The sequence below is a fragment of the Candidatus Binataceae bacterium genome (genome assembly GCA_035508495.1).
Taxonomy (GTDB): Bacteria; Desulfobacterota; Binatia; order Binatales; family Binataceae; genus JASHPB01.
Genome location: DATJMX010000064.1, coordinates 1 through 20955 on the forward strand (window position 1 = coordinate 1; position 20955 = coordinate 20955).

At 63.2% G+C, this 20955-nt stretch carries 26 protein-coding genes; all 26 read right to left on the reverse strand.

Annotation, left to right across the window (positions count from 1 at the left end; translation table 11 throughout):
- Window positions 1–162: 162 nt before the first annotated feature.
- Window positions 163–393, reverse strand: coding sequence for a hypothetical protein (locus VMA09_19220; GenBank protein ID HUA35749.1), 231 nt, complete (start codon window positions 391–393; stop codon window positions 163–165).
- Between the two features lie 14 nt (window positions 394–407).
- A complete protein-coding gene (locus VMA09_19225; GenBank protein ID HUA35750.1) occupies window positions 408–725 on the reverse strand; it encodes a flagellar biosynthesis anti-sigma factor FlgM in 318 nt (105 codons plus the stop codon).
- 6 nt (window positions 726–731) lie between these two features.
- Complete coding sequence (locus VMA09_19230; GenBank protein ID HUA35751.1) at window positions 732–1271, reverse strand: hypothetical protein; 540 nt, start codon at window positions 1269–1271, stop codon at window positions 732–734.
- Window positions 1272–1310: 39 nt separating this feature from the next.
- Window positions 1311–2543 (reverse strand): flagellar basal body P-ring protein FlgI, encoded by a 1233-nt coding sequence (locus VMA09_19235; protein HUA35752.1) that lies wholly within the window; start codon window positions 2541–2543, stop codon window positions 1311–1313.
- Window positions 2543–3367, reverse strand: a complete 825-nt coding sequence (locus VMA09_19240) for a flagellar basal body L-ring protein FlgH (protein HUA35753.1) — start codon at window positions 3365–3367, stop codon at window positions 2543–2545. Before VMA09_19240 ends, VMA09_19235 begins: the two co-directional genes overlap by 1 nt.
- The gene (gene flgA / locus VMA09_19245) at window positions 3364–4257 is read right to left on the reverse strand and encodes a flagellar basal body P-ring formation chaperone FlgA (protein ID HUA35754.1); all 894 of its coding nucleotides are present in this window, start codon (window positions 4255–4257) and stop codon (window positions 3364–3366) included. Before flgA ends, VMA09_19240 begins: the two co-directional genes overlap by 4 nt.
- Entirely contained in the window at window positions 4241–5029 is a 789-nt protein-coding gene (flgG, locus tag VMA09_19250) for a flagellar basal-body rod protein FlgG (protein ID HUA35755.1), read from the reverse strand. The genes flgA and flgG overlap by 17 nt, the downstream gene beginning before the upstream one ends.
- A 12-nt stretch (window positions 5030–5041) precedes the next feature.
- On the reverse strand, window positions 5042–5749 hold the full coding sequence (locus tag VMA09_19255; protein HUA35756.1) for a flagellar hook-basal body complex protein: 708 nt from the start codon (window positions 5747–5749) through the stop codon (window positions 5042–5044).
- Window positions 5746–6339, reverse strand: coding sequence for a sigma-70 family RNA polymerase sigma factor (locus VMA09_19260; protein HUA35757.1), 594 nt, complete (start codon window positions 6337–6339; stop codon window positions 5746–5748). Before VMA09_19260 ends, VMA09_19255 begins: the two co-directional genes overlap by 4 nt.
- Complete coding sequence (locus VMA09_19265; protein ID HUA35758.1) at window positions 6336–8378, reverse strand: flagellar biosynthesis protein FlhA; 2043 nt, start codon at window positions 8376–8378, stop codon at window positions 6336–6338. Before VMA09_19265 ends, VMA09_19260 begins: the two co-directional genes overlap by 4 nt.
- A 9-nt stretch (window positions 8379–8387) precedes the next feature.
- Window positions 8388–9452, reverse strand: a complete 1065-nt coding sequence (locus VMA09_19270) for an EscU/YscU/HrcU family type III secretion system export apparatus switch protein (GenBank protein ID HUA35759.1) — start codon at window positions 9450–9452, stop codon at window positions 8388–8390.
- Window positions 9445–10203 carry a flagellar biosynthetic protein FliR gene (locus tag VMA09_19275; protein ID HUA35760.1) on the reverse strand — a complete coding sequence of 253 codons (759 nt, stop codon included), beginning with the start codon at window positions 10201–10203 and terminating at the stop codon, window positions 9445–9447. The genes VMA09_19270 and VMA09_19275 overlap by 8 nt, the downstream gene beginning before the upstream one ends.
- Entirely contained in the window at window positions 10200–10505 is a 306-nt protein-coding gene (locus VMA09_19280) for a flagellar biosynthetic protein FliQ (protein HUA35761.1), read from the reverse strand. Before VMA09_19280 ends, VMA09_19275 begins: the two co-directional genes overlap by 4 nt.
- A complete protein-coding gene (gene fliP, locus VMA09_19285) occupies window positions 10483–11226 on the reverse strand; it encodes a flagellar type III secretion system pore protein FliP (protein ID HUA35762.1) in 744 nt (247 codons plus the stop codon). Before fliP ends, VMA09_19280 begins: the two co-directional genes overlap by 23 nt.
- The gene (locus tag VMA09_19290) at window positions 11223–11654 is read right to left on the reverse strand and encodes a flagellar basal body-associated FliL family protein (protein HUA35763.1); all 432 of its coding nucleotides are present in this window, start codon (window positions 11652–11654) and stop codon (window positions 11223–11225) included. The genes fliP and VMA09_19290 overlap by 4 nt, the downstream gene beginning before the upstream one ends.
- Window positions 11655–11679: 25 nt before the next feature.
- Window positions 11680–12918: a flagellar hook protein FlgE gene (locus VMA09_19295; GenBank protein ID HUA35764.1), complete on the reverse strand. Its 1239-nt coding sequence runs from the start codon at window positions 12916–12918 to the stop codon at window positions 11680–11682.
- An 18-nt stretch (window positions 12919–12936) separates the two neighbouring features.
- The gene (locus tag VMA09_19300; protein ID HUA35765.1) at window positions 12937–13578 is read right to left on the reverse strand and encodes a flagellar hook capping FlgD N-terminal domain-containing protein; all 642 of its coding nucleotides are present in this window, start codon (window positions 13576–13578) and stop codon (window positions 12937–12939) included.
- On the reverse strand, window positions 13575–15008 hold the full coding sequence (locus VMA09_19305) for a hypothetical protein (GenBank protein HUA35766.1): 1434 nt from the start codon (window positions 15006–15008) through the stop codon (window positions 13575–13577). The genes VMA09_19300 and VMA09_19305 overlap by 4 nt, the downstream gene beginning before the upstream one ends.
- Before the next feature lie 4 nt (window positions 15009–15012).
- Window positions 15013–15417: a hypothetical protein gene (locus VMA09_19310; protein HUA35767.1), complete on the reverse strand. Its 405-nt coding sequence runs from the start codon at window positions 15415–15417 to the stop codon at window positions 15013–15015.
- The gene (locus tag VMA09_19315) at window positions 15417–16706 is read right to left on the reverse strand and encodes a FliI/YscN family ATPase (GenBank protein ID HUA35768.1); all 1290 of its coding nucleotides are present in this window, start codon (window positions 16704–16706) and stop codon (window positions 15417–15419) included. The genes VMA09_19310 and VMA09_19315 overlap by 1 nt, the downstream gene beginning before the upstream one ends.
- Window positions 16706–17398: a FliH/SctL family protein gene (locus VMA09_19320; protein ID HUA35769.1), complete on the reverse strand. Its 693-nt coding sequence runs from the start codon at window positions 17396–17398 to the stop codon at window positions 16706–16708. The genes VMA09_19315 and VMA09_19320 overlap by 1 nt, the downstream gene beginning before the upstream one ends.
- Before the next feature lie 2 nt (window positions 17399–17400).
- Window positions 17401–19095, reverse strand: coding sequence for a flagellar basal-body MS-ring/collar protein FliF (fliF, locus tag VMA09_19325; protein ID HUA35770.1), 1695 nt, complete (start codon window positions 19093–19095; stop codon window positions 17401–17403).
- 7 nt (window positions 19096–19102) lie between these two features.
- A complete protein-coding gene (gene fliE / locus VMA09_19330; GenBank protein ID HUA35771.1) occupies window positions 19103–19384 on the reverse strand; it encodes a flagellar hook-basal body complex protein FliE in 282 nt (93 codons plus the stop codon).
- Complete coding sequence (gene flgC, locus VMA09_19335) at window positions 19381–19794, reverse strand: flagellar basal body rod protein FlgC (GenBank protein ID HUA35772.1); 414 nt, start codon at window positions 19792–19794, stop codon at window positions 19381–19383. The genes fliE and flgC overlap by 4 nt, the downstream gene beginning before the upstream one ends.
- Before the next feature lie 10 nt (window positions 19795–19804).
- Window positions 19805–20152 (reverse strand): hypothetical protein, encoded by a 348-nt coding sequence (locus VMA09_19340; GenBank protein HUA35773.1) that lies wholly within the window; start codon window positions 20150–20152, stop codon window positions 19805–19807.
- A gap of 260 nt (window positions 20153–20412) precedes the next feature.
- Window positions 20413–20949, reverse strand: coding sequence for a lytic transglycosylase domain-containing protein (locus VMA09_19345; GenBank protein ID HUA35774.1), 537 nt, complete (start codon window positions 20947–20949; stop codon window positions 20413–20415).
- Between the last annotated feature and the right edge of the window lie 6 nt (window positions 20950–20955).

The window sequence follows — 20955 nt, forward strand, 5'->3', positions numbered from 1 at the left end:
AGTATATTTACGCCCGCCCCCGCGCCGGTAGGGCTCGGCCGCGCCGCAAGATTCACTGACTCGACTGAGTAGTTAGGGTTGGAAGCGTTAGTGATATTCGATTCGGTGGCCGCCAGCTCAGCTTCGGCTGCATATATTCCACTGATTCCAACCGCAGCCAGATCAACCGACATTGCTCGTCTCCCCGCCGAGGGTGCGGATCCTGTCGCGTATCAGGCGGTCGTGTTCGTAGATTCTTCCCGATAGCATCGCAAGCGAAGCCGCCAGCTCGATCAGTTCCTCGTGGCTTGGCGGCCGAATACTCAGTTCTTCGCAGATCTCCTGCACTTCCTGCTCGACGTGGGCGAGGCCTTCAGCCGTACCAAGATGCCGCTCGAGCTCGTCGATCCTCATTGAAAATCCGCTGTTCATGGATTCGCCTTAATCGCGCGATAGACGCTCGCTGCCACCGCCGTTTTGTCAGGTTGATAGGTGCCAGCCGCGAGCTGGGCGCGGAGCTGCGCAACTACGTCAGGCCGCACCGAGCTTTGCGACTGCGCGCCGCTGATCGCGGTGCCAAGAAAATTAGTTAGAGGCGAGAGACTCGTCGCGTCCGCCGGCGCTGGAGGTTGTTCGTTGACTGGCGTGACGGTCTGCGCACGCAGATCCTGAGCCCCCGCCGAAGCATCGACTTGCTCGATGGCCGCGGCGCTCGCGCTCGTAACATCTGATACTGAATTAGGCATGATGCACTAACCCTTCACAGGATTAGGAGGAGGCAAGACGGGTGCCATGGAGGTCGGCGCAGGAGGCAGCAGAACCGGGCCGCGCGCATCACTCCCCAGGTTCAGTTCTGTGCCAATCGAGGACAGCCCTGTAGCAGGGGCGAACATCTTCGCCGCGGAAGGCGTGATCGTCTCGTAGCTCGCGGGCACGATTCCACTGGTCGCCAGGGAAGTTCTGCGTGCGCCCGGACCGCCGATCGCACTTGCGATTGGATGCGTCGGGGCGCTCATGCCACGTTCGATGATCTCGCTGAGCGGTTTCATGGCCTTGGCATGCGCCAGCGTCGCGCCCATCGTCTGGTCGAAGAACGAACCGTAGATATTGCCGCTCGTCCCGCCGGCGGTGCCGAGGGGGCCCTTGTCGCCGCCCCCAGCTTTGCGCATCTCGCTCGCCATCATCGTGGTAAACACCTGGGTAAATCCCTGGGCGGCTTTGCCGCGATTGGCCTTGGTATTTTCGGCGCCGATAACCGGTCGCGAGAAAACATCATTTGCAAATATAGGCATGATTTCACTTCTCCCCTTGGCAAGTATCCCAGCGATTAGCTATTGGATAATCAGTTCTCCGTGCAGCGCGCCCGCGGTTTTCAGACCCTCGAGAATTGCGATTACGTCGCCGGGCTTGGTGCCGACGGCGTTAAGCGTCTCCGCGATCTGTTCGACGCTCGCGCCCTGCGGCATCATGAAGAAAGCACCCTGCTCCTGGTCGACTGAGATTTTCGAAGTTTTCTGCGCCACGGTCTGGCCCTTGCTGAATGGCCCGGGCTGCGAGACCTGTAGTTTTGGCTCGATCGTCACGGTGAGGTTTCCATGACTCACTGCCGCTCGTCCCACGGTGACTGCACCGCCGACAACGACCGTGCCGGTACGCTCGTCCATGACGATGCGATCCGATTCAGTCGGCGTCACCGCGACCTGGCTCAGCGCCGCGGCGAAGAATACCGGCGATAACCATTGCGGCAGATTGACTATGATCGTCCCTGGATCCTGCACCGATGCGTTTGCGCCCTTGATCTGGGAATTGATCGCAAGCGCGCCACGAATAGCCACTCCCGGATCGGGCAGGTCGAGATCGAGCTGGAGCTGATTACCCTTGCCGAACACATTAGGCACTTCGCGCTCCACGCTCGCGCCGCCCGGAATCTGGCCCGCGGTCTGGAAGTTCTTACTTGATGAAGAACCACCGGCGCCGCCCGCAAAATATCCTTCGATCGTGATCGGCCCCTGTGCGAGCGCGTAAACCTTGCCGTCGGCGCCGCGCAGCGGCGTCATCATCAGCGTCCCGCCTTGCAGCGATCGCGCATCGCCCATCGCGGACACCAGAACATCGACTCTTGAACCGACGCGCGCGAAGGGCGGCAGATCGAGGGTAACCATCGTCGCCGCCAGGTTACGAACCTGGATGTTGGCCGGGTTCAGGCTGCTCGGAATAGTAATGTCCTCGTGATGCAGCATGTTGAGCAGAAAGATGATCGAGAAGATCGTCTGCTGCGAATCGCCGGTGTTCTGGAGGCCAACCACGAGGCCATGACCGACCAGGTGATTGGAGCGCATACCATGAATATGTGCCAGAGTTGACAGCGGCACCGCCGTGCTGGCGACTCCGCGCTGATAGCCGAGGAGACCGCCGCCGGGATTGATTAATTCCGGATGGTCGGGAGCCTTGCCGAGGACGGGCATCGTCGATTGACCCGCGGTATCGACCACATCCTGCGCGATCGCGACTCCGGGAAGACTCAGCAACGCGCCGACGATGAGTATGCACTTCAGTATCTTCATTAGAATGGCCATACCCAGTCGAAGACTCGCGTTCCGAGACCGTCACCCTGTTTGTCGCGAATCTGTCCCGAGCCCGACATACTAATTACGAGGTCCGCCACCTGCGATGACGCGACGGTGTTATATGAATCGATATCCTGCGGACGGACGACACCACTCAAATGGATAGTGTCGTTTTCGCCGTTGATCTGGACTCGGCGATCGCCCTTGACTGACAGCGTTCCGCTCGGATTAACGGCCACCACGACCGTGCTCACGGTCGCGGAGAAGTTGTCGGCCGCGGTCATGTCGCCGCTGCCGTCAGTGCTGTTCTGCGACGAGCTATTAATCATGCTGCTCAGGTTCAGCAGCGGATTGTGAGCCGCGAGCGACTCGGTTCCCATGAACAGGTTAGGGATTCCGCCGCTCAGCGAGCGCTTGTTGGATAATGATGTAACCGCCTTCGCTTCGCTGCTGATAACCTCGCTGACGTTCACCGTTACGATGTCGCCGACGGAACGCGCTTTCACGTCCGACACCAGATCGATCGCCGCGACTCGCACGGGAATACTGCCTTCGGCCTCCGGCTGGAACGAAACGCGGTCCTGCTGACCAATTGTCACTCCGTTGTCGCCGATGACCTTTGGCGGTGTCGCGATCGCTTTTTCAATCGCAGGGTCGTCTTTCTCAAGCTGGTTCGAGCCCGGATTTATGGGAGAGACCGATTGATGACTGGGCCAGAATTTCATCGCCACGCTGGCCGCGGTGGGAATGAAAGGTAGCGCCGCACATCCACTCGCCGAAAACGCCAGCAGCGCCGCGCCCGCCAATGGTTTAAGTTTCATTGCATCACCAGTTCCGCGGTCTTGGGACCGGTTACCGTTACCATCAGGGGAATTCCGCTCGTCGGGTTGATCACGGTCGCGGTCTCGCCCACTGCGGCGGTTGATTGCGATTGAAGCTGCGCGCGCACCGTGATCGGCCCGTTCTTGACCAGGACCATCACGAGGTCGCCGGCGCGAACCGCAATCGGACGCGCAATCTGGTTTTGATAAAGAGGATCGCCGGCGCGAATGAAGCTGGTCGCGGCGTAGGGACCCGCCTGCGGAAACATGCTGAGCGAGCCGGTGCCGCCTGAGAACGCATCTATCCACTGAGACTTGAAATCCGCGTCGCTAACCAATTCTCCGGATTGGATATCACGTGCCGCGACGAGCATCTGGCGCTCGGCATTCAAGCTCGCGCTACACATAATTATTCGCGCGCCTACGGCGAACTCGACGATAAACCCGCGCGACTGAATTCGCGTGAATCCAGGCGCCACCGCCTTCAGCGCCGCATTAACTGGCGGTTTGCAGCCTAGAGCCACGCCGTCAAGCCGCATTCCTTCGGGCATCATCGGCGTCACGCTCGATACAACTTGTGCGTTAAAGTCGGGCGCGATCGCGCTCGGTGCCGCCTGGGTCGGAATAACGGCGTCACGCGGAGTGCTTGCGGCAGACGCAGTCGCGCCGTGCGCCGCCGCGGCCGCGGCTGCGGTCATCAGCGTGGTGGCGAAAATTGTCATGATGACGCGCAGGATGAGAGAACCGCGGGTTGGCCGGCGCTCCTTCCAGAAAGCCAGCTCGCGTTCGACGCGCGCCGCACGGTCTTCGATCTCGGCGAGCTGCCATGCCGCCGATACCGCGAGCGCGATGAAACTGAACTTGACCGTATCCTTACTTGATGAGGCCATTGGCGATTTGCTCCATCTGGTCTCCGGTCTCGACGGCCTTCGAGCTCGCCTCGTAGGCGCGCTGCGCCTCGATGAGCCCGACCATTTCCGTCACGACGCTTTCGTTGGGCATCTCGAGGAAGCCCTGCGTAATCGATCCGAATCCGTTCTGCCCGCCGACGCCCGCCTGCGGCGCGCCCGAGGCCTGCGTCTGCTTGTAAAGATTCTGCCCAAGCGGTTGCAGACCGGCGGGATTGATAAACCGGATGAGCTGCAACTGACCGACAGTGGTCGGAGTCGTCGAGGTGCCGACCACCACCGAGACCGTGCCATCGGGGCCGATCGTGATGTTCTGGGCGCCCTGCGGAATCGTGACGCCGGGCATGATCGTGTAGCCATCTTCGGTCACCAACCGGCCGTTCTGGTCGAGCCGGAAGGTGCCGTCGCGGGTGTATGAGATAGTGCCGTCGGGCATCGAGACCTGGAAGAAGCCGTCACCCTGGATCGCGACGTCCAGCGGATTGCCCGTCTGGTCGAGTTGACCTTCAGTGAATATTTGATCGACGGCCGCGGTCTTCGAGCCGAGGCCGATCGAGGTTCCGGTCGGCACGTAGCTGACCTGGGAGGATTGGGTTCCCGCCTGGCGGTCGTTGACGTAGAGCAGGTCCTGGAAATGCGCGCGCGACACCTTGAAGCCGGGGGTCGAGGCGTTGGCTAGGTTGTTTGCGATCACCTGGGTCTGAGTTTCCTCGGACTGCATCCCGGTCGCGGCGATCGATAGAGACTGGAGCATTGAAGTTCCCCCTTATGCCTGCAGCGTGAAGGCCTGGATGGCCTGGCTCTGATTGGAATCGATCGAATGAACGGTGTTCATTGCGGATTCGTAGTTGCGCATCGCGTCCATCGTCGCGACCATCTCGCCCATCTCGGTGCCGGTCGAATGCTCGAGCATTCCCTGGTGAACTTGACTGTTAGTCGCGGGCGGCAAAGTCGAAGCGTCAGATGGCAGGTAGAGACTCGTGCCTTTGGGAATCATCGTGATATCGGTTGGATCAGCGAGCCCGAGCCGGCCCATCGGCTGTCCCGCGACGCTGACTGCGCCGTCGGAGCCGATCGTCAGAGGGCCGGGCTGAACGAGGATTGGGCTGCCGCCGTCGCCGATCACCGGATGACCGGCGGCCATCAAGGTGCCGTCCTCGGAGACGGAAAGCGAGCCATTGCGGGTGTACGCCGTGCTGCCATCGGCCGCCTGCACGGTGAGGAACGCCGGTCCCGTGATCCCGACATCGAGCGGATTGCCGGTATCCTGGAGCGGCCCCTGCGCCATGTCGATTTGCGAGGTCTGGGCGGTCGACGCGTACTGATAGGGCGAGCCGTTGCCCTGCACAGAGTCGAGCACGTTGATGAAGCGGCGATAACCGGGAGTGTCCAGATTCGCGAGGTTGTTCGACACCGTGTCAAGCGAGGCGGCCTGGCTGGCGGCGCCCGAGGCGGCAATAAAAATCGAGTTCATCGTTCCCCCTTGTCGGCCATCGCGGCCTTGAGTTTGCCCAGCGCGCACTTGAGTGCGCGCGCGATCGCGCCCTCAGGTTGGTCGGTGACGGCCGCAACTTCGGCCAGCGTCAATTCCTCGAAGTAGTACAGGGTCAGCATCAGGCGCTCCTGCTCGGTCAGTAGGAGGTCCATGAGGTCGCGCATTTCGGCGATTTCCATGGCCTCGTGGGCGTTAATCGATTGTTCATCGGCGATCGAATCGAGTTCGATTTCGCTGGCGCCGGCCACGAAGACTTCTTCGCCGCCGAGACCCGCCGCTTTCATCGCGGAGTTGATCTCGCGCATGAGCGCGCCATGCACGTGCGATCGCGCAAACACACCAAAGCCCACACCGCGTGTGGGATCGAAGCGCCGCGCCGCGAGCAGCAGCCCATAGCATCCCGCCGAGATCAGATCGTCGCGCGTCAGACCGAGCCGCGCCGAAACCCACACCCGATCGGCGTGCTTGGCAACCAGCGGCAGGTAGTTCTCGACCAGTCGCGCGATTTCGCAATCGTCGAGAGCAGGCTGGATTTCGACCTGCACGGCTTCCTGCGCGTAATCCTTCATCCGACCCTTCCCACGATCGTCGGCTCAACGCCGGCCGGGATATCGCTTGCGCCGAGCACGACCAGGTGGCGCGAGGTGCGATGCGCGACGCGCTCAAACATCCGGCGGATTTGCGGCGACACGACCACCGCTGGCATTTCCATCATTCGCGAGGCGGCGTCGTTGGTGGCTTTCTTGATCGCCTCGCTAACCGAGCGCAGCGCCGAGGGATCGCTGATCATCGGTTGCTCGCTGCTGGCCGCGGTGAAGAATGGTTCTTCAACCGCAGGATCGACGACCAGGACGGGCAGCGCGCCGTCGGGACGGCGCAGCGGTTCGCAAATCGCGCGGCCGATGATCGGTCGAATACGCTCAGCCAGATCGGTGGGATCCTTGGTCGCTCCGCCTTCGGCGGCAAGCGCCTCGAGAATCACCGGCAGGTCGCGCACCGAGATTCGCTGTGCGAGCAAGAGCTGGAGCACGCGGTAAACACTTCCAAGATGGATGCCGACGCCGGAGAGTTCCTCGACGATGCGCGGCACGACTTTCTGCGCCGCCTCGAGCATCCCCTCGACATCTTTGCGTGTCAGAATCTCGCTAGCGTTAGCACGCACGGTTTCGGCGAAATGGGTGACGAGAACCGTGATCGCATCGACCACTGTGTAGCCCGCGAGCCGCGCATTGGTCACCTGTTCACCAGCGACCCACAGCGCTGGCAATCCGAAGGCGGGCTCAGTTGTATCGATTCCGCGCACGGACGCGCTCGGGCCTTTGGGACCCGGGATCGCCAGGCTCATCGTGGAACGAATGGTGCCGCGGGCAACTTCGGTGCCGCGCAGCGCGATGCGGTAAACGTTCTGGTCGAGAGTCAGATTGTCAACAATCCTGACCGCCGGCAGCGTGATGCCCAGCTCTTCGCGAATCTTGGGGCGCAGGGCCTGGACTTTTTCGGCGAGCTTCCAGGGCTCGTTGACGAACGGCACCAGCGCGGCGCCGAGCTCGAGGCGCAGGATATCGGGCCAGGGGCTCGCGGCTTGCTGCTCTAAGGGCTTGGCCGGTTTGGCGAGCGCATCTTCCTTGGCAGCCATGTCAGCCATGTTGCGGCTGCGGATACCGAGCGCGGCGACCCCCGATGCGATCATCAGAAACGGAATGTGCGGCAGGCCCGGTATCACCGCGATGATTCCAAGCAGGCCGGCGGCGCCGAACAGCACGCCCGGTTTGGCGAGCAACTCGCGGCCGATCGTGTGGGGCAGATCGAAGTCGCTCCCCGTGCGCGATACGATCACGCCCGCCGCGGTGGAGGTCAGCAGCGCGGGCACCTGAGCGGCGAGGCCGTCGCCAACCGTCAACACCGAGTAGGTGTGAAGCGCGTCCGACAGGCTCATGCCGTTTTCAATCACGCCCACGAAAAGGCCGGCGATCAGGTTGATGACCATGATCATGATCGCTGCGACCGCGTCGCCGCGGACGAATTTGCCGATACCATCCATCGCAGCGTAAAAGTCGGCTTCGCGCGCGAGGTCGCGCCGCCGGCGGCGCGCTTCCTGCTCGCCGATAATGCCGGCGTTCATGTCCGCGTCGATCGCCATCTGCTTGCCGGGCATCGAATCGAGCGTAAAACGGGCCGCCACTTCGGCGACCCGGCTCGCGCCCTTGGTCACGACCGCGAAATTGATAATCGCCAGAACGATGAAGACGACGATTCCGACCGCATAGTTGTCGCCGACCAGCACGTTGCCGAACGATTCGATAACCACGCCCGCAGCGGCCGGTCCGAGATTTCCGTGCATCAGAATCAAGCGGGTCGAGGCCACGTTGAGCGACAAGCGCAGCAGCGTCGCGATCAAGAGCACGGTAGGGAAGGCCGAGAAGTCGAGGGCGTGATTGTTCGAGGCCGATACCACCAGCACCACCAGCGAGAGCGCCAGCGAGAACGACAGCATCACGTCGAGCAGAATCGGGCCCACGGGAGCGAGCATCCCGGCCAGGACCAGCATCGCGGTCGCGGGCAGCGCGAGCTCGGAGGCCGTGATCAGCGGGCTACGCTTGGTTTCCATTGCCGCCACTTAGAGCCCCCCCTGTGAGGCTTTGGCCCGCGCGGCTTCGGCGCGCATGATCGTCGCGAGCACTTCCGCGATCGCGCGGTAGAACTGGCGCGGAATGAAATCGCCAACCTCGACCGTTTTGAACAGCGCACGCGCCAGCATTTTGTTTTCGAGCACCGGCACCGCCGCCATCCGCGCGATCTCCTTGATTCGCTGGGCGTTCTCGCCGGCCCCTTTGGCGACGACGAGGGGCGCCTGGTCGAATCCGCGCCGATAACGCAGGGCTACGGCGAAATGGGTCGGATTGGTGAGGACCACGGTCGCCGCGGCGGCCTGATGGATTCCGCGGATTCGTTTGAAGTTCTTGCGCTGCGCCTTGCGCAGCGCGCGCTTGATGAGGGGATTGCCGTTTTCGAGTTTCAGCTCATCGAGAAATTCCTGGCGCGTCATGCGGAGGTCGGCTTCAAACTCGTGACGCTTGTGCAGGTAGTCGCCGAGCGCGACGATCAGCGCGACCAGCGCGCCGAGGTAAAGAATGCGATGCACGCCGAGCGAGAGCGCCTGCAAGCCGCCGGTGAGTCCGTGGGCCGAAAGCGCGAGCGCGAGCGCCCAGATCGCGGTCCTCCATCCGAGGTATGCGATGACTGCGATCTTGAGTGCGGCCTTGCCGAGCTCGACCGCTCCCACTCCGGAGAAGACCCGGCCGAAGTATTTCATCGGACTGAGCTTCGAAAGATCGGGCGCGAGCTTCTCAAGCGAGAACACTATTCCGCCCTGCGCCACCGCGCCGACTACCGATGTCAACGCCATGATTACGGCCGCCGCCGCGCTGATGAAGAGCGGCCAGCGCATCGCACGCGCCAGCGCCGCCGGTATATCGCCCGACGCGGTCGCGACCAGCAGGCTCTGGAAGCCGCCGAGAACCAGTCGACTGAGGACGAGCGTCGCGCCGCAGACGAGCAGCACTCCAATACCGAAAGAGACTGCCGAAGTCAGGTCGCGGCTGCGCGCGACCTGGCCCTGCTCGCGGGCGCGGGCGCGCTTTTGCGGCAGCGCGGGAAATACTTTTTCTTCGCGGTCAGCCATTTAGCAGCCATCCGTTGGACTGCGAAATTACAAAGGCCCACGCGCGCGTGATTCCGGCGCCGAGGCCGACCGCGTCGAGCCCAAGAATCGTGAGGCCCGCCAGGATCATCGCCGCGGGCGCCGCGACCAGGACGTTCAATTGCGGTGCGAGGCGCGCGATCACGCCTTGCGACAGCGACAGGATGAACATCGGGATCATCACTGGGAGCCCAATTTCGAGCGCGATCTCGAACATCCGCCCGCCCAGTGCTAACAGGGAGTGAATATCCGGCATCGCGATCGTTCCCAGCGGAACGACAGCCAGGCTGCGGCCCAGCGCCAATATCAGTGCGCGATGGAAGCCGCCGACAAAGAACAGCAGGCCGGTCATAACTCCGAGCGCATCGGCCAGGACGTTGGGCGCCTGCACGTCGCCGCGCAGCACGGCGCCGCTGTTGAGTTCCATCGAGGCACCGGCGACGTCGCCCACGGCTATCACGGCGCCCACGACGATCGCGGCGGCAAATGAGATCGTCGCGCCGATCACGAGCTCGCGAATAACGAGGATTGCGATCGCGAGCACACCGCCCGAGGGCAGCGAGACCGAGGCGAGCGGCATCAGCGCGGCCGCCAGCAACGTCGCGAGCGCGGCGCGCACTTTCATCGGCACCGCGACGCCGAGCAACTGCGGCAGCGCCATCATCAGCCCCGCGGCGCGCGCGAACAGCAGGCCGAAGGCAAGAGCGGTATCGTTGCCAACCGTGAAATTCACCGCGCCACCATCCACGGAATCGCGGTCAGCGCCTTCTGCATAAAGCCTTCGAGCACCGACGCCATCCACGGCGCGCCAAACCAGATGACCGAGATCGCCGCGATCAGCTTGGGCGCGAAGGACACGCTCGCGTCCTGGACCTGGGTCGCCGCCTGGATGACGCCGAACACCACCGCAACCAGCGTCATCGTGATCAGCAACGGCGCGCCGATCTGAATTGCGATCATCAGCGTCATGCGGAACATGTCGGATGCGAGTGCCGGCGTCATTGCATGCCTCCTAAGAGAAGCTCCCAGCGAGATTGCCGAGCAGCAGCGGCCACCCGGAGGCCAGCACGAAAATCAGAAGCTTGAGCGGAATCGACACGACGGTCGGCGGCAGCATGAACATGCCGAGTGCCATCAGCACGGCAGATATGACCAGATCGATCACGAGAAACGGCAGATAAATCAGAAAGCCGACGCGAAACGCCGAGGTCAGCTCACTCGACACGAACGCGGGAACGATCGCGTAGAAGGGGAGATCCCTGGCTGCAACGGCGCGGTCGACCTCGACGTGCGCCTTGGCGAGAAGATTGCGCGCCATGTCCACGTCTTCGACGCGCGTCTGACGCAACATGAAATCGCGCAGCGGACCTTCGGCTGCTTCGGCCGCCGCCGCCGGTGCGATTTTGCCGGCCATGTAGGGCTCGACCGCCGTGCTCTGGATCTTGCTCCACGTTGGCGCCATCACCAGCATCGAGAGGAAGAGCGCGAGTCCTGTAATCACGATGTTAGGTGGCGTCTGCTGCAGGCCGAGCGCCTGGCGCAGCAGCGATAAGACAATCACGATGCGAGTGAACGAGGTCAGCAGCACCAGCACCGCCGGCGCGAGTGTGACCAGCGTCAGCAGCGCCGCCAGCTCGAGTGGACCCGCGCCGCGCTCGCCGCCATTGATCGCGAAATCGAGCGCCCAGGCGGGACTGCCGATCGCGAGCAGGCCGGCCGCAGCGCCTACCGCAGCGATGATTTTGCAGCGCTTCATTCGACCAGGTAGCCGTCGAAGTAGATATCGACGACGTCATCCTTGAAGTCGCCCTGCAGCGCGCCGAGCAGGTCGTGTTTGAGTTTCTGCTGGCCGGCGGGGGTGGCGAGCTCAACCGAGGTGCGGGCCGAGGTGATGGCGTTGATACGATCGCGGACGATCGGCATCTTCTCGTTGAGGTCGTCGGCCTTGGCCACGCGCACCGCCAGCACCGGGGTGATTTTCATGTAATGCTCGACGTCGGTGTCGGCCAGGCGCAGGGTGATTTCCTTGACCTCGACGTAGGCGACTTTCGGCGCGGGAGTTGGCGCGGGTTTGGCCAGCCTCTGATGAACCGCGGCCGGTTTGCGCATGAACTTGTAGTAGGCGCCGCCGCCGCCGCCGATCAGAACCAGCGCTGCGCCACCCATGATAATCATCTTATTCATGATGACTTTTGGTTACCCCCTTGAGTTACGTGGTCTGGAGCTGCATCAAGGTGCCGAGGATGTTGTCTTCGGTCTGCAGCGCCTTGGCGTTTGACTGGAAGTTACGCTGGAGGACGACGAGCTGGACGAGCTGGCTGGTGGTATCGACGTTGGAACTCTCGAGCGCGCTCGCTTCAATCGTTCCGGCCGAGCCCGCACCGGCGGTTGCGATGGTCGCCGGACCCGAGGCCTGGGTCTGTTCATAGACTCCACTATTGGTCAACTGAAGACCCTGGTTGGCCTGGAAGGTGGCGATCGCCACCTGGCCGACGTCCACGGTCTGGCCGTTGGAGTAGGACTCGCTGATGAGGCCGTTGTTCGAGACCTGCACGCCCACCGGATTTCCGACCGCGTTGCCGTCGGCGGTGCCAGTCGCAGCGGAAGCGCCGTTGAACTGAGTGAGGGCACCGAAATTGAGCGCCACCGACATGGGCGCGGCGCTGGAGAGGGTCGCGGTCAAAGGGCTCGGCGGGATACCGCCGCTCACCAGGGCGCCGGCCGAGTCGAACGTTATAGATCCGCTGTTGTTGGCGAGGCCGGTGGTGCTGCCGTCGAGAGTCGCGGTCCAGTTCCACTGTTCGGTCGGCGGCGTGGCGCCGCTCGGTCCTGAGTTCTGAAAATAAAATGTCAGCACATGCGAGTTGCCGAGGCTGTCGAAGGCCTGGACGCTGACCGAAGTGCTGTAGGTCGTGGGATCGGCGGGATTGATTGGCCCGGCAATCGTCGGCGAGCCGGCGTCGAAGTTGCCCGTGATCGCCGCCTGAGTAGTCGCGGTCGGGGCGAGAACGCCCTGCGGAATCACGATCGTACCCAACACGCCGCTCGATTGGCCCGATGAATTGACCGAGTAGCCCATCACCTGGGCGCCATTGAACGAGAGCAGGTCGCCGTTGTTGCCGATACTGAAGCCGCCGTTGCGGGAAAACCCTGTGTTGCCCGAGCTGTCCTTGAAGACGAAGAAGCCGTTGCCCTGGATCGCAAGATCGGTCGGCGAGTTGCTCTGCACGATCGCGCCCTGCGAGAAATCGCGCGTGATGCCCGTGACCGTGACGCCGCCGCCGAGCGGGCTGCCGCCCACGAACTCGCCGAGCAGCGTGCCGAAATCGACGCTCTCGGCGTTGAAGCCGGTGGTCTGGGCGTTGGCCAGGTTGTCGCTGACCGCCTGCATCGCGGTGTCGACCGCCTGCAATCCGGTTTCGGTAACTGAAAGTGAATCGCCAGCCATCTTAGTGTCTCCCTAAATTCAATTGGTCGGTTGCGCGACTTCGGCGATCGCGGTCTCAGGAATCACGAGGTTGCCGAGATTGAGGTTTACGCCGCTGCTGGTCATCGAGACGTTCTGCACGACGCCCTGTTCCAGAAGTCCGCTCTGCGCGCCGGCCTGGGCGCCAACGATATTGACCGTGTAGCTGCCATCGGCAATCGACGAGCTGGGCTTCCAGGTGAAGCTCTGCGAGCTTCCGGCCTGAAGCTGGCCCAGCGACACCGCGGCGACCTGCTGGCCGGCAGCGTTGGCGATCAGCGCGGTGTAGGAATCGGTCGCGCTCGGCGCGAAGGCAATCGAAGTGGCGGCGCCTGACTGCACGCCGATGCTGCTGCCGGGCGTGACCACCTCGCGCCCGATGAAGGCCGAGGCCGCCTGCATCAGGCTGGTCGAGTTGGACGGCTGCACGGCGGTGTCGATGTTCTGAAGCTGCCCGAGGTTGGCGAAATCGACCAACTGCGTCGCGTAGGTGGTGGGATCGGTCGGATCGGTCGGATCCTGGTTCTGGAACTCCGCCACCAGGATCTGCATGAAGTCGCCCGCGCTCAGCGTCGGCATCGAGGATAACTCGCTGTTAGTGTTGGTCGGAGCGAGGCTGCTGATATCCGTCGTGGTGCTCATTCGTTTACCTCGGTAAGGGTGAAAACTTCGTTCGATTGGTTCGCTGGCCGATTCGAATCCTGAGCGGTCTCGCGTTGCTCGCGGCCCCGCTCCCCCGAATTGCCCTGGTAACTGACCTCTGAATGGCCGAGATGAAGACCCGCGCCTTCGAGTGCGCTGCGCAGCGAATCAACCTCGCCGGAGATGTGGCGGGCAGAATCGGCGCCCGGGGCGATAATCTTCACGTCAACGTTGCCGGCGCGCTCGCGCACCATGGCCTGCGCCGACTGGCCGTCGGCGAGATCGACTTTCACGTTGGCGACGCGCGCTGCGGGCGCATTGCTCACGGCGTCGAGAATCTGCCGAATCTGCGCGGCCTCGGCGACCTTGGGCGCCGCGGCGTCGGATGCGGACGAGGTCTGCGGCGATCCGACCGTATCGACGATCTGATCGCTGCGCCGAGTCGTTGGCTGAGTCTTGGTCGGGGCGATTGCCGCCGACGCTTCCCGATACGCGCTCGCGGCCCGCGCCGCGATCTGGATCGGAGCGGAGACCGGCGCGTTCATGCTGGCGCTCGTCGCGGGCTGGGCAACCGGGGCGCCCGTATCTTTCGCGGAGGTATTCAAAGTCGAAGCATCCGCGCCGCTGGATTTGGCGACCGTCGCGCTGTCGCGAGGACCACCTTCTTCCGGCTGTGGCTGCGATGCCGCCGCCGCCGGCGCAGCGCTGGAGGTGAAAAGCGAGGCCGCGTGTTCGAAGCCCGGGGCGCTGGACGCTGGCGCAACGTCGGTGTGCTGATCGTGCGAAGCAGTCTGCGACGGCGCAGAATCGTGCTGTGGAAATGCAGCAGCGGGAGTCTTTTCAATTTTGATTGAGACCGCCGCCGCGGGCGCATCGGCAGCGGTCATCGACAGGGATTCAGTCGATGCCGGGTCCGCGTCGGCGACCGTCGCCGCGGCGGGTTTGGCCTGCGGAAGCCCCGGGGCAGAGGCGGAATCCGACAGGGCGGCAGGAGCGACCGATCGATCTGTTGCGTGAAGTTGCGGCGTTGCGCTCGGATCGCTCGCGGTCTTGGCCGTCGAATGGCCGGTGCTCTTTGCGGCGTTGGGGTCGCTTAGCGCGCTGCCGAAGGTGGACTCAAACAAAGCGGCAAGCGCCGGGCTGCTGATCTCATTGGAGGTCAGTGTAGACACCGGCGTCGCCGCGGCTCTATGCGAATTTGTGTCGTTGATAACCGTGCTCGTCTCGTCGATCGCAGACGCGGCGCCGGTCTTCCTGGCTGTGGCCGGATCGGATGGCGCCGAGGCGAACATCGCGGCAACCAGGCCGCCGAGTGCGGCGCCGAAATCAGTTTTGTCGGAATCGTCCTTCGAGCTGGGTTGGACGCCCGCGCTCGGGAGATCGTCGCTCGACAACAGCGCCGCGAATCCGTTCTTGGCCTGCACCGGCATTGCCTTAGCGCTCCCTCTTGGAGTCGGACTGCCAGGAGAAGAAATGCTCGGCTTCGTTTTCGAGCGATCGCTCCTGCTCCTGGTCGCGCGCGCGTTTGATGTCGGCGACCGCGTCACGGGCGGCATCGGTCAGCTTGCGCGAGTGAATCACTTTGTTAGCAAGCGTGCGGACCTGGTCCTGAACCGTGGCCGCGAGCCGCTTGTAGCCGAGACGCATGTCGCCGAGCGCGCCGAGATCGCGCAGATGGGCGACGGAGCCGATCGAATCGACCGCTGCCGATTGCACCTGGTCGAGCGCACGCTCGATGTTAGCGAGCACTCCATTGCGGGATTTAAGCTCGGCAGTCTGGCCCTTCAGCTGCAGCTCGCGCATCCGGATTAGCTGGCCGAGCAATTCTTCGCGGGTCATTATGAAATCGCCTCTGCCAGTTGGCGTACGCTGTCAGCGAGCGTCACGCGTTCACCGGCGTCCTGCTTGAGGAAGCTTTCGAGTTTTTCGTGATAGGCGACGGCTTCGTCGGTGCGGCGATCGGAGCCGGGATGGTAAGTGCCGAGCGCAATCAGCTCCTCGGCGTCGCGCCATCGCGCATAGAGTTCGACGAAACGCTGGCGCGCCGCGGTATGCTCAGCGGCGCAGACGCGCTGCGCGACGCGTGACACGGAGTTGAGCGCGTCGATGGCGGGGAAATGGGCGCGGCTGGCGAGATCGCGATTCAGCGTGATGTGCCCATCGAGCACCGACTTGGCGAGCTCGCCGATCGGATCGTTCTCTTCGTGAAGCAGCACGGTGTAGATCCCGGTGATACTGCCGGCGCCGTTTGCGATGCCGGCCTGCTCGACCAGCTTCGGGATCACCGCGAAGACCGAAGGCGGATAGCCGCGCGCGGTCGGCGGCTCGCCGCTGGCGAGGCCAACCTCGCGCTGCGCCATCGCGACGCGCGTCAGGCTGTCCATCAGGAGCAGCACGTTGTTGCCTTCGCGGCGCAGGTAGGCGGCGATCGCGGTGGCGAGGAACGCGCCCTTGATACGCATCGGCGCGGGCATGTCGCTGGCGACGACGATCACGACCGAGCGGCACAGGCCCTCGGGCCCGAGAATATCTTCGATGAATTCGCGCGCTTCGCGGCCGCGCTCGCCGATGAGAGCGATCACATTGACGTCGGCCGAAGTGCCGCGCGCCATCATGCCGAGCAGCATGCTCTTGCCGACGCCCGGCATCGCGAAGACGCCGATCTTCTGACCCACGCCGAGTGTCAACAATCCGTTAACCGCGCGGACGCCCACGTCGAGCGGAGTCTCGGTCAGTCCGCGCGACATCGGATCAAGTGCGGGCGGCTGCAATTCGATTTGTTCGCCTTCATCGGGAACCGGCTGTCCATCGAGCGCGCGGCCGAGACCGTCGAGCACCCGGCCCAATACCCAGGGGCCGACGCGGAACGTCAGATGGAGTGGCATCACGAGGCTCTCGGGCGCGAGGTCGCGCGCCTCATCGATTGCGAGCAGCAGCAGGCGATCGTCACGAAAGCCCACGACCTCGCAAGTGACCACGCTCTTGCGATCCTTCACCGCGACGAGCGTGCCGACCGGAAGATCGGGACCGGTGGCTTCGAGCAGCAGCCCGACCGAGCGCGTCAGCCGCCCGCAGGCTGGAAAGTTCACCGGCGCAATCGCGTCGATATATGAAGACGAATCGAACATTACTTCTTCGTTCGCGTCCTGGTCTTCGTCGCAGTTTTCGCAGCGCGCGCCAGAGTCCGCTGTTTCTTCACTTCCAGGACCGCGGATTTAATCTGCTCAAGAGCAGGTTCGATGCCTGCCTCGACGAGCAACCTGCCGGCCTCGACACGAACATGTCCCGGACTGAGAGTCGCGTCGTCCTTGAGCGGCAGACCGGCAAAGGCGTCCTTAGCTAACTTGTGGTCATCGGGATTCAGGTGAATTTCGGTAGCCGGCTCGGGAGCCAGCAGCTTGAGCGCTTTTGAAACTTCGCGTGTAACGAATTCGGCACGGACCGGACTCTCATCGACGATGCGCGTCACGATCGCGAGCGCGAGATCGACACAGAACTGTTCGCATTCGTGGCTGAGCGTCGCGCGCTGTTCGTTGAACTCGGCGAGCGCCGCGCCTAGAGCTTCCGCGGTCCGCAGCATCTCGACGCGACCTTCCTCGTGGCCTGAGGCGAGGCCTTCGCGAAAGCCGTTTTCACGCGCCGATGAGACGGCGGCGGCAACTTCAGTCTCGCCGCGTTCGCGGCCTTCGGCGTAGCCCCGCGTGATCGCATCGGCGACCGCGGTCTCGTCAGCGCGGGATCGCGAGCGGATGCCGAGCGAGAGAACCGCCGGATCGAACTCGGAAAGAGTGGGGAATCGATATGACTGTGCAGTGCTCATAGTTATGCCGCCGGATGCTCACCGTTGCCGTTGGCCTGCGCTTCGGCGAGCCACTTGCGCAGGATGTCAGCCGCGGCTTCGGGATTGCGGCCAACTTCTTCGTTGATCTTGGTGCGAACCTCTTCGAGCTCGCTTTTCTTCTGCGGGGCGGCAGGTTCTGGCGCCGCCGGTGCGGGAGCTGACTCAGGACGAGATGCGGGACGATCGGTCTGCGGAGGCTCCTTGGCTGCGATCTGGGCCGCCTTGGGCGCGGGCTCGCTGACTTCTTTTTTACGCCCGCTGAAGAGACCCGCCAGCACGCGCTTGACCATCCAAATCATCAGGACGAACAGGGCGAGCGCGACGCCGACTGCGATATAAAGATGCGTCGGGTTCGCGAACAGCGCGCGAATCTCTGTGATCGGATTGGGAACCGGCGGCAGGTAAGGCAGCGACAGCGCGGCGCTCTGAATATCAACCGTATCGCCGCGATCGAGCTCAGCGCCGACTGCCGCCGCGACCAGCCCCTGGATCGCGTGCAGGCGCTCATCGGGCAGCGGCTTGAACTTGCCGCCGTCGTAGGTGCCGTCGAGGACCGCGGCGACCGAGATGCGCTTGATCCGCACAGGTGCCGTAACGGTTTCGACCTCACGGCTCGAGGGCTTGTAATTGACGATGTCCTTGCGCGCGAGATCCGCGTTCTGGACTTGCGTTTGTGTCTTATCGGCCGCCGAAGTCGCTTCGGGCGATGGCTGTGCACTTGCGGCGGCAGCAGGCGCTGGACCGGGGAGATTCGAAGTGAGGCCCGGGATTCCGCCGGGCTGCGAACCCGCCGGCGTCACCGAGTGCTCCTCGCTCAGGATCGCCTGGTCGCCTTTGCCGTAGAGCTGGTCGTGACTGCTGACGCGCGAAGTGTCGATATCGACTGCGACCTGGACCGCGTAGCGATCGTCGCCCATGATTCGCCCGAGCAGGCCGCCGACCTTCTCTTCGAGGCGGTGTTCGATGTCGTTGCGCAGGCGCACAGCCTCGGCCAGCTCTCCGTCGTGCTGAGGCGGATAGAGCATCACGCCGTCGTTGCCAGTAACGGTAACGTTGTCGGGAGTGAGTCCGCGCACGGAGCTCGCGACCAGGTGCGCAATCGCGCTCGCCATCGTCTGATCGATCATCGCGCCGGGCGAGGTCGTGAGCATCACGGAGGCGCGATCGGCGTCCGAGGGTCCCAGCGCAAATGGCGAGGGGCGTCCCAGCGCCAGCATCACGCGCGCGCTTTCGACGCCGTGCAGATTCATGATCGTGCGCTCGAGCTCGCCCTGCAGCGAGCGCTGATAATTGACCTGCTCATCGAAGTCGCTCTGGCCCATGGTCGAGCGATCGAAAAGCGTGAAGTCCTCGGCGCCGCCGGAGTATCCAGGACTGCCGTCGAGTACGCGCTGCGCGTCGGTCAACTCATGTGACGGCACGGTGATCGAATCAGCGCCGAGCGTGAAATCGATTTTGTGGCGGCGCAGCCTGAGCGCGAGCGCGGTGCGATCGGCGGGCGAGAGATTGGTTGCCAGAACCACCGGCGCGCCGGGATCGATGATGTAGAGCGCGCCAACGATCGCTGCGGCGAGAATTACGGCGCCGATAATCAGATTGAAGAGCTGCCGATTCGCCTCACGAAACTTGCCAATCGCGGCGAAGATGCTCGAGAGCGTTTGCTTGATTGAATCCATCGCCGCCTTACACCTGGAGGTTCATGATTTCCTGGTAGGCGGCGAGCGCGCGGTTGCGCACTGCCATCACGACCTGGAAAGTTGTGTCGGCTTTTTCGGAAGCGAGCACCGCGTCGGTCAGGCCGACTTTGCCCTGCGCATAACCAGCAGCCATTTGATCGGCCTTTTCGAGAATCCCGTTGACCTGGTCGATCACCTGGCCAAAGCCGCTCGGATTGGGCGCGCTGGTCTCGGCCGGACTGATCGGCGCGAGATCGGGAAGTCCCTGCGGCGCAATGACGGGAATCATTTGAGTAAATCGATGGTGCGGAGCGCGGCGCTGTTGGCGGTCTGCGCGACGGAGAGGTTGGCCTGGTACGAGCGCGAGGCCTGCATCAGATCGACCATCTCGTAAATCGGATTGACGTTGGGTTCCTTGACCATCCCGTTTTCGTCGGCGAACGGATTCGACGGATCGAACACCTGCTGCGCAGGAGTCTGATCGCGAACGACGGCGGCGAGCTTCACCCCGGTGCCGGAGCCTGGCGCGCTGTCGTCGATCGGCGCGGGCTCGAACACGGCGATGCGCCGCTGGTAGGGGCCGCCATCGGGCGAATCGACTGAGTTGGCGTTGGCGAGGTTCTGCGCGATCAGTGTGATCCGTTGTGACTGTGCGTCAAGTCCGCTGGATGCGATTCCCATGATGCTATCGAGTGACATCGCGTTTCTCCTAGCTGCTCGAAGTGGCGGCCCGCAGCCGATTCACTGAATCGCCGTAGAGCCTCAGGGTGGCGGAGTAGTTCAGGGTGTTCTGGTAAGACTTGGCGACCTGCTGATCGACATCGACGTTGTTGCCGTCGTAGCGAAGATTCTCCGGCGCCAGCACATCCTTCGACGGCACGGCCGCGGAGTCCTGATCGTCGAGGACGCGATTCATAGCGTCGTCGAACTTGATATCGCGTGTGATGTAGCCGGGAGTGTCAGCGTTGGCGATATTGCCTGCCAGGAGCTCGGCGCGTTCCGAGCGAACCTCGAGCGCCGCCTCCATTACCCGCTGACTGGTTTGCAGGATCTCCATACCGAAGCATGAGAGCAACTCGCGAGCCAGCGGATGCTTATACTTACGAACTGAGGAGCAGCGGGCGCACGAACGCGGAGATCGAGGAAGAATCTTTTCCCTGCATTTTTCTATTTGAAGCTACGATGGGAGACGCTCGCCATCCCGTTTTGAGCGCGCGAATCGCATCGCACCGGGATTCTGTCCCGGCGCGAGCCATTTGCTCTTCGATTCTGTTACAGGAACGTCCCGATACTGTGCGGGAAAGGAAGCGGTTTGACCTATCTGATCTCGCCGCGCAGGTACTGCTGATATATCGAATAAACCTGCTGATTGTAGCGTTCGCGCTCGGCCTTCGACCCTGAATGATAGTTGCTGATGCGGCGCCAGATCGTGCCATGGCGGACGAGTCCCTGGCGCAGGATCTGCGCGCCAAATGCGAGATTAGTGCGCGGTTCGAGCAAATCGAACTTGGTGACTCCAAGTCGATGTCCCCAGAACCGTAAGTTGATTTGCATCAGGCCGATGTCAACGTTGGCATCGTCGCTCAGCGTCGCGAGCATCTGCTCGGCTTCTTCGCGCGAGCGGCAGTAAACCTGGTGGCCGTCGACATCGAGTGCCCATGGATGATAGCCGCTTTCGGCGCCTGCGATCGCAACCACGAGCTCGAGCGCCACACCTGCGTGGCTGGCCGCTGCGGCGTAGGGATCCGCGATGGCATCCGGAGCTTGCGCCGAGACCGCCGTCCCGAGCGCGAGCATTGCCAGCAACGCCGCGAGCATCGCACCCGGGATTGCGCTTGATTTGCGACGCGACATCGCGGC

Bases quoted from the DNA above. Each gene is read 5' to 3' on its own strand.
- VMA09_19220 (HUA35749.1), bottom strand. From the start codon at position 393: ATGAGGATCGACGAGCTCGAGCGGCATCTTGGTACGGCTGAAGGCCTC.
- VMA09_19225 (HUA35750.1), bottom strand. From the start codon at position 725: ATGCCTAATTCAGTATCAGATGTTACGAGCGCGAGCGCCGCGGCCATC.
- VMA09_19230 (HUA35751.1), bottom strand. From the start codon at position 1,271: ATGCCTATATTTGCAAATGATGTTTTCTCGCGACCGGTTATCGGCGCC.
- VMA09_19235 (HUA35752.1), bottom strand. From the start codon at position 2,543: ATGAAGATACTGAAGTGCATACTCATCGTCGGCGCGTTGCTGAGTCTT.
- VMA09_19240 (HUA35753.1), bottom strand. From the start codon at position 3,367: ATGAAACTTAAACCATTGGCGGGCGCGGCGCTGCTGGCGTTTTCGGCG.
- flgA (HUA35754.1), bottom strand. From the start codon at position 4,257: ATGGCCTCATCAAGTAAGGATACGGTCAAGTTCAGTTTCATCGCGCTC.
- flgG (HUA35755.1), bottom strand. From the start codon at position 5,029: ATGCTCCAGTCTCTATCGATCGCCGCGACCGGGATGCAGTCCGAGGAA.
- VMA09_19255 (HUA35756.1), bottom strand. From the start codon at position 5,749: ATGAACTCGATTTTTATTGCCGCCTCGGGCGCCGCCAGCCAGGCCGCC.
- VMA09_19260 (HUA35757.1), bottom strand. From the start codon at position 6,339: ATGAAGGATTACGCGCAGGAAGCCGTGCAGGTCGAAATCCAGCCTGCT.
- VMA09_19265 (HUA35758.1), bottom strand. From the start codon at position 8,378: ATGGAAACCAAGCGTAGCCCGCTGATCACGGCCTCCGAGCTCGCGCTG.
- VMA09_19270 (HUA35759.1), bottom strand. From the start codon at position 9,452: ATGGCTGACCGCGAAGAAAAAGTATTTCCCGCGCTGCCGCAAAAGCGC.
- fliP (HUA35762.1), bottom strand. From the start codon at position 11,226: ATGAAGCGCTGCAAAATCATCGCTGCGGTAGGCGCTGCGGCCGGCCTG.
- VMA09_19290 (HUA35763.1), bottom strand. From the start codon at position 11,654: ATGAATAAGATGATTATCATGGGTGGCGCAGCGCTGGTTCTGATCGGC.
- VMA09_19295 (HUA35764.1), bottom strand. From the start codon at position 12,918: ATGGCTGGCGATTCACTTTCAGTTACCGAAACCGGATTGCAGGCGGTC.
- VMA09_19300 (HUA35765.1), bottom strand. From the start codon at position 13,578: ATGAGCACCACGACGGATATCAGCAGCCTCGCTCCGACCAACACTAAC.
- VMA09_19305 (HUA35766.1), bottom strand. From the start codon at position 15,008: ATGCCGGTGCAGGCCAAGAACGGATTCGCGGCGCTGTTGTCGAGCGAC.
- VMA09_19310 (HUA35767.1), bottom strand. From the start codon at position 15,417: ATGACCCGCGAAGAATTGCTCGGCCAGCTAATCCGGATGCGCGAGCTG.
- VMA09_19315 (HUA35768.1), bottom strand. From the start codon at position 16,706: ATGTTCGATTCGTCTTCATATATCGACGCGATTGCGCCGGTGAACTTT.
- VMA09_19320 (HUA35769.1), bottom strand. From the start codon at position 17,398: ATGAGCACTGCACAGTCATATCGATTCCCCACTCTTTCCGAGTTCGAT.
- fliF (HUA35770.1), bottom strand. From the start codon at position 19,095: ATGGATTCAATCAAGCAAACGCTCTCGAGCATCTTCGCCGCGATTGGC.
- fliE (HUA35771.1), bottom strand. From the start codon at position 19,384: ATGATTCCCGTCATTGCGCCGCAGGGACTTCCCGATCTCGCGCCGATC.
- flgC (HUA35772.1), bottom strand. From the start codon at position 19,794: ATGTCACTCGATAGCATCATGGGAATCGCATCCAGCGGACTTGACGCA.
- VMA09_19340 (HUA35773.1), bottom strand. From the start codon at position 20,152: ATGGAGATCCTGCAAACCAGTCAGCGGGTAATGGAGGCGGCGCTCGAG.
- VMA09_19345 (HUA35774.1), bottom strand. From the start codon at position 20,949: ATGTCGCGTCGCAAATCAAGCGCAATCCCGGGTGCGATGCTCGCGGCG.